Raw genomic sequence first — 11,691 nt, forward strand, 5'->3', positions numbered from 1 at the left:
CCTGCCGGACCTCGCCGGGCCGCCCGGCCGGCGGGATGTCGGCCAGCGGGATGTCGGCCAGCCGGGCCGGGGTGCTGACCTGGCCCAGCAGGATCTCCATCCGGTCCAGGCCCAGGGTCTCGGGGCGGTGCAGCAGGGCGAAGGGGCCCGGATTGGGTCCCAGCACGTGTTCGAGCAACTGCCGCGAGTTCATCGGAAGACCTCCTCGGTGGTCRYGACCACCGAGCAGCGAGCGGCCGCGTAGTCGAGGGCCAGCCGGTGGTGCTCGGCGGAGAAGTCGCCAACGGCGTCGGCGACCAGGAACGGCTGGATGTCGTTGGTGAACGCCTCGACGGCCGTCACCAGGACACCGACGTGCGCGTACACCCCGCAGACGATCAGCTGGTCGCGGTTCTGGTCGCGCATCTGCTCCAGCAGGTCCGAGCGGAAGAACGCGCTGTAGCGCCACTTGGTGAGCACCCGATCCGTGGGCCGGGGCGCGAGCTCCTCGACGATCAGACGATCGAGGGGGTCCACCCTCATGCCCGGGCCCCAGAAGTCCTTCAGCAGGCCGCGTTCCTGCTCCGTCATGCCACCGGGCTGCGCGGTGTAGAACACCGGTACCCCGAGCGCGGCGCAGCGCTCCCGCAACTGCACGCAGTGGCGCACCAGCGGGTCACGCACCGACGAGTCGAACGGCGCGAGGAAATAGCGTTGCATGTCGTGCACGAGCAGCACGGCCCGGCTCGGGTCGAGGGTCCACTGAGCGGTACTGGCGGGCAGTTCGCCCGTCGTCGGCAGTGCGTAGGCTGGGATCGGCGCTATACCCGGCACGGTTCTTCCTCGGCTCGGTTCATCATCATCTGCGTCTGCCAGGCCGAGACCACCGACACCGCCTGGCGGGGGTTGAGTCGCGGGTCGCACAAGGTCGTGTAGTGGTCACCGATGCGGTCGGTGCCGTATCGGGCGTCGACGCATTCGGTCACGTCATCGGGAGTGGTCTCCAGGTGTATTCCGCCCGGTATTCCGCCGGCGGTGCGGACGGCGAACTGGAACGCCGTGACCTCCTGGACGATCGTTTCCACGACCCGGGTCTTGCGTCCCTCAGCGGTGGTCACCGTGTTGGCGTGCATGGGGTCGACCAGCCAGATCACCGGGTGTCCGGCGGCGCGCACGGCCCGAACCAACGGCGGCAGCAGATCCATGGTCGCGTCGGCACCCATCCGGGCGATCAAGGTGAGGCGGCCCGGCTCCTGTTCGGGGTCGAGCCGCGCGCACAGCCCGAGCAGATCGGCGGCCGTCATACGCGGCCCGACCTTGCACGCAACCGGGTTGACCACATCCGCCAGCAGCGAGACATGAGCCCCCTCGACCTCGCGGGTTCGCTCGCCGATCCACGGCCAGTGGGTGGAGGTGAGCGCGAGCCGGCCCTCCCGATCCCGGCGCAGCATCGGGATCTCGTAGTCGAGCAGCAGAGCCTCGTGGCTGGTCCACACGGCCGGCTCGATGCGCGCCCGCGGCGTCGGGCCGAGGTTGGCCATGACCTGGCTCGCCGCCCGGTAGCCCGATAACAGGCGCCGGGGATCGGGCCGCCGTGCCCCCGGGTCCGGCTCCGGACCGTTGACCATGTGCCCCCGGTACACCGGGATTTCGACGCCACCGACCCACTCGGTGGGCGCCGACCGGGGCTTGGCGTACTGGCCTCCGATCCGGCCCACCTGTACCACCGGCTGATGAGTGATCGCGTTCATGACGCCGGCGAGCACGTTGAGGAGTCCCGTCTTGCGCTCCACGTCAATTGCGGTGCATTCCGCGGGGTCCTCCGCGCAGTCACCCGCCTGCACCACCTGCGCCTGCCCGGCGGCGACGCCGGCGAGCAGCCCCCGGAGCCTGTTCAGCGATTCGGTCTCCACGAGTGGGGGAAGGGCCGCCAGTACATCCCTGACCTGCTTGACCTGTGTCGGGTCACCCCACTGAGGCTGCTGCCGCGCAACCGGGGCCTGTGAAACTTCGAGCGAGGTGACGTTCAAGCTTTCTCCAGACCTCGAACATGTCGGCAACTCGCTATCCGTGCATTGACCGATGGCCCGCCACCAATGGCCCATTACGAGGTCCATTAAGGCGGGTCCAATAAGGCGGCAGGGGTTGCCCCGAAATGCTTGATCTTGGGTACGGCGGATTGAACTCACATTTGTGGAGCCGGCTCGCCGATCAGTCGGCCGAGTGCGGACGAGACCGCTGAGCCGGCCCGATCAGTGATGGGCCGACGCTGCGTCGCCGTGCGGCGGGTACGGGTTGTCCTGGACGTACAGCCACGTACCATTCGGCTGCTCTTGCACGGTGTCGCAGAAATTCCCACTGAAGGTCTCGCGGGTACCATCCGGCGCCGTCTGCTCCAGCGTGTATTTGCCCATGATGGCCGCGGTGCGGTTGCGTACCTTGTCACCTGTGCGCTTCCCTCCCGCCATCACGGTTTGGAGGGGGTTGACTTTGAGTACCGGATCCGACTTGAACCAGTCGACGTAGAACGCGCGGATCGCCTTGTGGCCCCTGATGACCGATCCGTCGTAATTGACGATCGCCGCTTCGGGCTCCTGGAGGGCGATGATTCCGTCGACGTCCTTGGCCACAATCCTCTCGCCCAAGAGCTGCAGCAACTCGGCAGGGGTCTTGGGGGCGGCCCGCGTTCCGAGGGCATCCGCCGCGGTCGTGGTGGTGGTTGATGTGTGCGCGGCCGGCGCTGCATTCGCCGTCTTGGCCTGGGCGGAAATGGCTGCCGCGCCGACGAAGCTCCCGGCTGTCAACGCCATCGCTATGCTGACGATCGGCAGCGCGCGCTTGATTCTCCTCATGGCATCTCCCCCATACTGGAGATGGCAACCAGGTAAATGCAACGCATCTGCGGCGTCGGACCCCCGGGCCCGCTCTTCAACGGAATACAGAATTCCGTCTCCTGGCGGGTTGGTCCCCCGGGCAGCCCGCTCTCAGACGGAATCCCGAATTCCGTCTGCTGGCGAGCACGGTCCTATTGATCCCCCGTTTGCCATCCTGTCCCCTTGATGGCAGTCATATAACCGTCCGAAACTGGCCCCTGTCAAGCGACATAAATGCAGATGGTGCCGGTGTTTGATTCTCCGACCGTTCAGTCGTAAACCAATGCGGAGTCGTAGTTCTTGATCACCGCGATGCTGGGTGAGTCATCGGGGACCGCGAGCGCCAGCGAGCGCAGGGCCTGGTTCCAGTCCTGCGCCTGGAGGCCGGCGACCAGCTCCGCCCCCGGCCACCTGGCCCGAAGTCCCCACCCCACCCCCCGGCGCCCTCGGCGGCAGCTTCCTCGTGCCGTACTCCTTCCGGCAGTTGGATGCCTTCGCCGGTTACCAGTCCGGTATGCCCTCGCCGGGTTACTACCAGCAGCTGTGGGAGGCCGGGCCGCAGGCCGCCGCGCAGGGACTGTTGCGTTCCGTCGCCGAACGGCTGCGGGCCCGCAGGATCCCGGTGTCCACGGCCGATCTGATCGCCGCGCGCGGTCTGACCCAGGGGCTCGCGCTGATGCGCGGGCACGCGCACGAGACCAGGGTGGACGTCCTGGACGGCCTCGCCGGGGCGCTGATCAGCGACGATCTGGATCGGCCGCTGCCCTGGACCGGCCGGGGCACGCTCAGCGCCGGCACTCATCCCGTCGTCGTGGAGATGGTCGCCGCCTGCGCCGGTGAGAGCGAGGGGCAGCTGCACCCCGACACTCCCCTGCCCCCGCTCGTGCACGACGTGGCCGAGCAGCTCGCCCGGCTGGGGCTGGCCGACCCCGCCCCGGAGGGACCGTTCACCATCGACCTCACCGACGCGGCCGGCCTGACGCGCAGCCAGGTCCTGCATCGCCTGCGTGTGCTGGGCATCCCCGGGTTCACCCGTGTCTTTGGCCCGGCCGACGGCTCCGACCCGGTGTTCACCGAGCGCTGGGAGCCCGGCCGGGCCGGCGGACGCGAGGCGGCGCTCATCGAGGCGGGGGCGTACGGGGCCCGGCTGGACGAGGCGGCGTCGGTGGTGCTCGGTCAGCGGGCGCGGGCGTCGGGCACGGAGGCCGGGGCGCTGGCCGGGCTGCTGTTCGACGCGGTGCTGTGCGGCGTCGGGCCCCTCTGCGACGAACTGCTGGAGGCACTCGCGGCCCAGGTCGGCCAGGTCCCCGAACTCGGCCCGCTGGGCGAGGTGTTGACGGCGGCGCTGGGGCTGTGGCGGCACGACCGGGTGTTCGGCGTGGCCCGCGGCCGACTGCTGGGCAGCGTCGTCGCGGGCGCCGCCGACCGGGTGTTCTGGCTGGCCGAGGGGCTGCACGGCGGCACCGGCGTGGACTTCGCCCGCCTGCGCGCACTGGCCGCCGCGCGGGACGCGCTCCTGCACGCGCCGGAGCTCCTGTCGGTCACCCGGGAGGCCGCCGCTGAGGCCGCCGCACGCATCGGCCGCGACCCGCGCGCCCCCGCCGACCTGCGCGGCGCCGCCGTAGGTCTGCGCTGGGCGCTGGGCGTGCCCGACGACCCCGCGACGGCCGTACAGGCACTCGCGTCCCGCGCCGCCGACACCCTCGGCGACTGGCTCGCCGGCCTGTTCGCGCTGGCCCGCGAGGAGGTCACCGCCGGTGCGACGGGCGACGGGGAGCCCCTGATCGACGTACTGGACGGCATCGTCTCCGCGTTGGCCGAGGACGACTTCCTCACCGGTCTGCCCGCGCTGCGCCAGGCCTTCGCCTTCTTCCCGCCCCGCGAGCGCGAACGCATCGCGCAGCGCCTGCTTCAGCGACGCGGCAAGCACGGCTCGGCCCGTTCCCTGCTGCGCACGACCGCCGACCCGTTGCTGCTCGCCCGCGCCCGAGCCCTGGAGGAGAACGTGGCCCGACTGCTCGACCGACACGGCCTGGGGGCGGCGCGATGAACACCCCGGTATCCGGACCGACACCGGCGTCACCGGACCCCTCCCTGGAGCGCTGGCGCCTCATCCTCGGCTCCCCCGCCGAGCGCTGCACCGGCCCCCTCGCCGCCTCCGCCGCCGCCCGTGACGCCGCGCTCGACTGGCTCTACGGCCGTGACGAGGACCTGCGCCGCCGCGGGGTGCGCCGGGGCGGGTCGGCCGACTCCCGCGAGGGCGGCAGCGGCCCCTCCCAGCTCACCGCCATCGACTGGCTCGACGACATCCACCGGCTGTTCCCCAAGGAGACGGTGGAGCGGCTGGAGCGGGACGCCGTCGAGCAGTACGGGATCGACGAGATCGTCACCGACCCGGACGTCCTCGCCCGCGTCGAACCCAGTCAGACCCTCCTGCGCGCCGTGCTGCGCACCAAGCACCTGATGAACCCTCAAGTGCTCGCCGCCGCCCGGCGGATCGTCGAGACCGTCGTCCGGCAGCTGATGGAGCGGCTACAGCCGGAGGTCCGGCGTGCCTTCACCGGCTCCCGTTCCCGCCGCCCCAGCCGGCTGCCGCTGGGCCGCGACTTCGACTTCCGGAGCACGATCCGCGCCAACCTCGCCCACTACCAGCCCGAGGAACGCCGCATCCTCATCCAGCGCCCGCATTTCCACTCACGCACCCGCCGCCACCTGGAGCAGTGGCAACTCGTGCTGCTGGTGGACCAGTCGGGCTCCATGGCCGGCTCGGTGATCCACTCCGCCGTCACGGCCGCCTGTCTGTGGAGCCTGCCGGGCCTGAAGACACACCTGGTCGTCTTCGACACCGAGGTGGTCGACCTGACCTCCCAAGTGACCGACCCCGTGGAGCTGTTGATGGGCGTCCAGCTCGGCGGCGGCACCGACATCGCCCGTGCCGTCGACTACGGCGCCTCGCTGGTCGACAACCCCAGGCGCACGATCGTCGCCCTGATCTCCGACTTCTACGAGGGCGGCGACCCGTACCGGCTGGTGCGCACGGTGCGCCAACTGGTCGAGCAGGGCACGACCGTGCTGTGTCTGGCCGCCCTCGACGAGGACGCCGATCCCGTCTACGACCGTGACCTGGCCGGGCGGCTTGCGCAGGTGGGCGCCCCGGTGGGCGCGATGACGCCGGGCAGTCTCGCCGAGTTCGTCGCCGAGAAGGTCGGCCGGGGAGGGCAGGGACGGTGACCGTACGCGCCGATCTGCTGGCACTGACGCCCCGGACGCTGGCCTCCCTCGCCAACAAGGGCCTGGTCAAGCGCGCCGAGAAGGACCTCACGGCGGGCTCCGGCCCACAGGTGACGGTCGCCGACGACGGCACCGTACGCGGCCGCTTCCCGGACGGGACGGATACGGCCCTCCCGCCGGGCCTCGGCCTGGACGCGGCGGACTGCGGCTGCGGCGCCAAGGGCGTGTGCCGGCACCGCATCGGCCTGGTGCTCGCCTACCAACGCGGCGCCCCCGGCGACCAGGGCGCCGGGCCGGACACGGGGCAGCACGCCGAGGCAGAGGACACGCCGGTCGCCAAGGACACCCACGTCGACTGGTCACCGGCGGAGTTCGACGACGACGCGCTGGCCGCGGCGCTGGGCCGCCCGGCCCTGGTCGCGGCCCGCCGGGTCAGAGACCGCGGCTACCTCGCCCGGCTGCACTTCCCCACCGCCGACGCCCCGGAGCCCCGCGTCGAACTGCCCACCTGCACCGTCCGTTTCCCGGTCCCGCACGAGCTGGGCTACGCCCTCACCGACGCGTCGGCCGCCCTGCGCGGCGAGGTCGTGGTGCTGGCGGTGTGGGCGTTCCGAGCCGCGGACGACCGGCCTGGGGAACCCGCGGACGACCACCCGAGCAGACCCCGGCCCGCCACGGAGGTGAGCGTCGGCGGCCGTACCGCCACCACCGAGCGCTCCGGCGAAACCCTGCGCACCGCCCTCGCGCTCGCCGACGACCTGCTCCTGGACGGCGTACAGCAGGCGGGGCCGGTGTTCGCCGGGTCGCTCGTGCGGGCCCAGGAGTCGCTGACCGCCGCCAGTCTGCACTGGCCCGCCGGTGCGGTGGCCGAACTGCGCGAGCAGATCGACGCGTACGCCGCGCGCGGCACCCACTACGAGGCGGAGCGGTTCGCCGCGCTGCTGGCCGAGCTCCACGCCCGGCACCGCGCCGCGGCCCACGACCCGGTCGGGGTGCTGGGCACCAAGGAGGCGCCTCAGACCCCGCTGCGCCGGGTGCGGCTGGTGGCGCTCGGCTGCCGGGTCGCGGGCACGGCGGGCGAGCGTGGCGCCGAGACGTACTTCGCCCACGCCGAGGCCGGGATCGCACTGGTGCTGCGCAAGCGCTGGGATCTGACGGAGGGCCAGTCCCTCACCGGACACGAGCTGTCCGCCCGCCGCGTGCTCGGCTCCCCGCTGCGCACCCTCGCCACGGCGAACGTCGTCAGCGAGCACACCTCACGCGCCGCCGACCGGACCGTCTCCATCTCCCGGGGCCGTATCGCCGCCACCAGCGTCACCCCGCTCGGCTCCGCCTGGCGGGACCTGCCCGGCAGCCTGCTGGTCCGGGACGCCGCCGCCCATCTGCGGGCGGCGGGCGAACGGCCGCCCCGGCTGATCCGCCCGCGCGTCGCGGCGGATTCGGTGCGGGTGGTGGAGGTGGCGGCCGTGGAGTCGATCGGCTACGACCCCGCCGCGCAGCACCTGGAGGCGGTCGTCCGCGATCTTGCGGGCAACGACGTCCTGGTCAGCGCCGCGTACAACCCTCTGTGCCCCGGCGGTCTGGACGCGCTCGCCGCCGCGCTCGGCGAGGAGGAGGTGCACTGCGTCAGCGGCATGCTGCACCGCGCCCACGGCCGGATCGTGCTGGACCCGCTGGCCGTACTGACCTCCCGGGGCGTCACCGTCCCCGACCTCGCCCCGGGCGACGGCGACACCGCGCTCACCGTGGCCGAGCCCCGCCGGGCCGACCCGATCACCTCGGCCCTGGCCACGGCCCTCACCGCCCTCGCCCAAGCGGCCCACCAGGGCCTGCGTCATCTGTCCGCCCCGGCCCGCACCCGCCTCGCCGACAGCGCGGCGACCCTGCAACGCACCGGCCTGCACACCGCGGCCCGCCTCATCCGCGACCTCGACACCGCCTTCCAGCGCGACGGGGCGACGGCGGCCGTCCCGGCATGGGTGGAAGCGCAGATCCACTTGACGATGAGCCTGGAACTGCACGCGGAGGGACCCGACGAGTCCACGAACCCACAAGCCGGAGCTCGCCCTTGTCGCCGGTGAACACCAGGTAGGCCCAGGCGAGTCGGCCACTCGCGGTCTCGCCTCCGGTGTGTCTGCCGTACGCTCTGGGGCCGACGCCGGGCCGTGCCTCCACGCCGGTGCATCGACGAATCGACATCCACACGCGGCAGTTCGCCACCCGGGGCGTCACCTGGGCGTCCCACTGGAAGGGGCCGATGTGGAGGAACGGAGAGACGAAAATGCCCGATGGCCTGCCGACCGATGCCCTTGCGGGTGACTCCCTGAAGGGGCTGCGGATCGGTGTCTCGGTCGGGACGAGCGCGGATCTGGACCGACTGGGCCTGGCCGAGGCCGAGTTCCGCTCGCTGCTCGGTGAACTCGTGCGCCTCGTCGTCGCGGCGGGCGGCACGCCGGTGTACGGAGGCAGCCTGCGCCGGGACGGCTACACCCCCTTCCTGATCGAGCGGATGCGGGAGTACGCGCCGCCCTCCCGCCCCCTGCTCAACACCCTCGCCTGGACCGAACACCGCAAGCTGCCCCTGTCGGAACTCGCCGACCAGCGGCAGCGGTTCGGCCGCTACGCCGAGATCGTCTTCCTGAGCGTCGACGGCGAGCCGGTCGACCCCGCCGAGGGCCGGGGCGAGGACCCCGTACCCGAGTCCGACCCCGAGACCGCGCGGCGCGCGCTCACCGGCATGCGCCGCTACCTGATGCGCCAGGTCGACGCGCACCTGATCCTCGGCGGCAGGCGCGGCGGCTTCCTGGGAACGCTGCCCGGGCTCCTGGAGGAAGCGCTGCTGGCCCTGGAGGCAGACCTCCCCGTCTACCTGGCCGCCGGCTACGGAGGGGTGACCGCCGAGATCGCGAAGGCGCTGGGCGTCGTCGGCGCACCCGAGGTCCCCGAGCCGTCGGACGCCACTCCCCCTGACCCCCGCCTCCTCAACGGCCTTGATCGGCTACGGCAGTTCACCGACGCTCCCGCCTGGACGGGCCTGCGCAACGGCCTGACCGCCGAGGAGAACCAGCGGCTGGCCGGCTCCCGGTCCCCCCGAGAAATCGCCGACCTGGCGAGTCGCGGTCTGGCGCGGCTGGGACTGCGCCGGAGCACCTGACCAGGTAGGTTCCCCACCAGCACGGATGAACTGTCCGTGTGGCGCTGCGAGTTGGGGAAGGGGCGCGAAAGGTGACGGTACGTGGGAGGTGGACCGCCGCTGCGGTGGGCCGTACGGCCGGGCGGGCGGTGCTGGCCGCGGCGGTGGGCGGCGTCGTCGGTGTCGCCGCGTACTCGATCAGCCAGACGGGAGGTCAGCTGCTCTCCGTCGTGGTCGGCGGCGTGGTCGGCATCGCCCTGGTGCTCGGCGCCGATGTCTACCGCAGGTCGGTCCAGCTGACCGAGGTGCGGCTCGTCCTACCCGGCAGCGAGATGACGTTCAGGACGACCACAGACATGCGGCAGGCCGCGCTGCGCATGTTCTTCCAGGCCGCGACGCGCGTGGCGACGCGTCCACTGGAGGACGGAAGCGGCAATCTGCGCGAGACCCTCACGTCCCTCAAGACGCTGTTCGACATGTACCGCGAGCCCCTGGAGTCCGAGGGCTCCCCGCCTCCGCCCACCGAGGGCGACTCCGTCCACGAACTCGTCCTGGACATCCTCAACTTCGAGCTGGCGCCGTTCCTCGCCACCTGGCATCCCCGGCTGCGCGCCTTCGAGGAGGCCCACCCCGACGAGGACGAGACGGCCTGGCCCGACAACGCGGAGTTCCGCCGGGCCCTGCGCGAACTCCAGCACAATCTGCGCCCGTACATCATCGGCCTCGGCGAGATCGCGGGCCTGCGCGACCCCGAACGCCACCTCCGCAGATCCGCCTGGCACACCGCCCAGCACCCCGACGGCGTCCCCGAACAGAACACGGCGGGGCGCTCCACACCGGCCTGACGAAGGCGGACGTCGGCGTCGCGGCTACCGGGGCTGCCACGCCCGTACGAGGTCCTCCGGTCCCCAGTGCGCGGTCAGCGGCAGATCGTCCGCGACCCCGCAGCGGGAGACCGCGACCAGCGGAGTCCGCGGGCCGGTTCCGGGGACGGCGAGCATGTCGCGTACCAGGGCGTCGTACTCATGACGGCCGAAGGGCTGGGTCTCCCGCCACTTGACCGAGCCGACGAAGTGCACCTGCCGGGCCACCGGCTCGCGGTCCGCACCGACGAGGTCGATCTCGGGGTTGTTCTGACGGTTCCACCACCCACCGACGGCCTCGGTCTCGGGCCACTCGTCACCGGGCATGAGACGCAGCAAGGACTCGCGGATCAGTGGCTCGACCGCCCGCCCGCGCCAAGTGGTCCACGACCGCTCGATGCGTTCGAGTGCCAGGTCACCGCGGCCACGCTCGATGAGCGGGATCGCGCGTGCCAGGAAGGCCAGCCAGAACCGCAGATACGGGTCCGCGATCCGGTAGCGCTTGTTCTTGCTGTCCGGCTTGGCGGACAGCGGGAGATCGGCGGCCAGGACCCGCTTGGCCTGCAGCGCGGCCAGCAGCGGGGAGAGCGTGCCGGACGGCAGCGCGCCGGCGCCGCCGGCCCGGGTCGCGATGGCACTGAAGGTGCGTTCACCGCTGCCGACGGCTTCCAGTACGGCCCGTGAGTGCGAGGCCTCCGGGAATTCGCCGAGCAGGGACAGTTCGCCGGCCACCAGCAGGGGCGAGAGCGGATGGGCGACCGAGGCCTCCAGGAATGCCGTACGTCCCATACCGGGCCGCCAGGACTGCACGATTTCGGGGAATCCGCCAGTGATCAACTGGGCGTCGACGGCTCCGGCGGCGTCGAGTTCGGTCATGGCCTGCACATCGGCCAGATTGAGGGGACGGACGGTCATCTTCGCTGCCCGGCCGAAGAACGGGCGCCCGTACGACTGAAGTGCCTCCATCACCGACGTGTCGCTGCCGACCAGTAGCAGAAGCACGGGCTTGGAGGACAGGTGACGGTCCCAGACCGTTTGGAGTGCGCCCTCGAATTCGGTGTCCTGCTCGACCAGCCAGGGCACCTCGTCGATCACCGCGATGCTGGGTGAGTCATCGGGGACCGCGAGCGCCAGCGAGCGCAGGGCCTGGTTCCAGTCCTGCGCCTGGAGGCCGGCGACCAGCTCCGCCCCCGGCAGCGGCGACTGCGCGAGGGTCGCGGCGAATTCGGCGCGCTCCGTCACAGGGTTGCGCCCCCGGGTGGCCTGGAACACCACGTACGGCGCTTCGGTGCGGTCGCAGAACTCCTGGACCAGCCGCGACTTCCCCACTCGACGCCGGCCCGTCATGATCACGGCCCGCCCGCGAGTGGCCCCGGTCCCCTCTGCCACCGCCCGGTACTGCTCGGCCAGCAGCTCAAGATCTCCGGCCCGGCCTCGGAACTCCACGACACACCCCCAGGGTGAGTAACGTAGATGGATTCTTACGTAGATCGAGTCTTACTTTAGCTCACGCTCATCGAGCACCTGCATCCTCGGTCGCCCATCCGCTCTCGCCCCTGCTGGTGGCCGGCGAACTGTCCCTGCTCGGCGAATTCCCGGAGGCCTCGCACTC

At 71.7% G+C, this 11,691-nt stretch carries 11 protein-coding genes; 5 read left to right on the plus strand and 6 right to left on the minus strand.

Annotated elements, in window-relative coordinates; all coding sequences use genetic code 11:
• The 5 genes from EAO75_RS13855 to EAO75_RS47305 all read right to left on the minus strand — a co-directional run.
• On the minus strand, positions 1-193 hold a 193-nt coding region (locus tag EAO75_RS13855; protein WP_147995357.1), incomplete at its 3' end, for a hypothetical protein.
• A complete protein-coding gene (locus EAO75_RS13860) occupies positions 190-813 on the minus strand; it encodes an isochorismatase family protein (RefSeq protein WP_147995358.1) in 624 nt (207 codons plus the stop codon). The genes EAO75_RS13860 and EAO75_RS13855, both read right to left, overlap by 4 nt.
• Complete coding sequence (locus EAO75_RS13865) at positions 801-2,009, minus strand: 3-deoxy-7-phosphoheptulonate synthase (protein WP_261989278.1); 1,209 nt, start codon at positions 2,007-2,009, stop codon at positions 801-803. Before EAO75_RS13865 ends, EAO75_RS13860 begins: the two co-directional genes overlap by 13 nt.
• Positions 2,010-2,231: 222 nt before the next feature.
• A complete protein-coding gene (locus tag EAO75_RS13870) occupies positions 2,232-2,831 on the minus strand; it encodes a YybH family protein (protein WP_147995359.1) in 600 nt (199 codons plus the stop codon).
• 290 nt (positions 2,832-3,121) lie between these two features.
• On the minus strand, positions 3,122-3,286 hold the full coding sequence (locus tag EAO75_RS47305) for a hypothetical protein (protein ID WP_187284426.1): 165 nt from the start codon (positions 3,284-3,286) through the stop codon (positions 3,122-3,124).
• A 29-nt stretch (positions 3,287-3,315) separates the two neighbouring features.
• Between EAO75_RS47305 and EAO75_RS13875 the strand changes: the two genes are divergently transcribed.
• The 5 genes from EAO75_RS13875 to EAO75_RS13895 all read left to right on the plus strand — a co-directional run bounded on the left by EAO75_RS13875 (position 3,316) and on the right by EAO75_RS13895 (position 10,061).
• Positions 3,316-4,902, plus strand: coding sequence for a DUF5682 family protein (locus tag EAO75_RS13875; protein ID WP_147995360.1), 1,587 nt, complete (start codon positions 3,316-3,318; stop codon positions 4,900-4,902).
• Positions 4,899-6,083, plus strand: coding sequence for a VWA domain-containing protein (locus EAO75_RS13880; RefSeq protein WP_147995361.1), 1,185 nt, complete (start codon positions 4,899-4,901; stop codon positions 6,081-6,083). Before EAO75_RS13875 ends, EAO75_RS13880 begins: the two co-directional genes overlap by 4 nt.
• A complete protein-coding gene (locus tag EAO75_RS13885) occupies positions 6,080-8,164 on the plus strand; it encodes a hypothetical protein (RefSeq protein ID WP_147995362.1) in 2,085 nt (694 codons plus the stop codon). Before EAO75_RS13880 ends, EAO75_RS13885 begins: the two co-directional genes overlap by 4 nt.
• Before the next feature lie 200 nt (positions 8,165-8,364).
• Positions 8,365-9,237: a hypothetical protein gene (locus EAO75_RS13890; RefSeq protein WP_147995363.1), complete on the plus strand. Its 873-nt coding sequence runs from the start codon at positions 8,365-8,367 to the stop codon at positions 9,235-9,237.
• 71 nt (positions 9,238-9,308) lie between these two features.
• On the plus strand, positions 9,309-10,061 hold the full coding sequence (locus tag EAO75_RS13895) for a hypothetical protein (protein WP_147995364.1): 753 nt from the start codon (positions 9,309-9,311) through the stop codon (positions 10,059-10,061).
• 24 nt (positions 10,062-10,085) lie between these two features.
• On the opposite strand, the gene EAO75_RS13900 is transcribed toward EAO75_RS13895, so the two are convergent.
• Entirely contained in the window at positions 10,086-11,525 is a 1,440-nt protein-coding gene (locus EAO75_RS13900; protein WP_147995365.1) for an ATP-binding protein, read from the minus strand.
• Between the last annotated feature and the right edge of the window lie 166 nt (positions 11,526-11,691).

The sequence above is a fragment of the Streptomyces sp. UW30 genome, from assembly GCF_008042075.1.
In the GTDB taxonomy this organism is placed as follows: Bacteria; Actinomycetota; Actinomycetes; order Streptomycetales; family Streptomycetaceae; genus Streptomyces.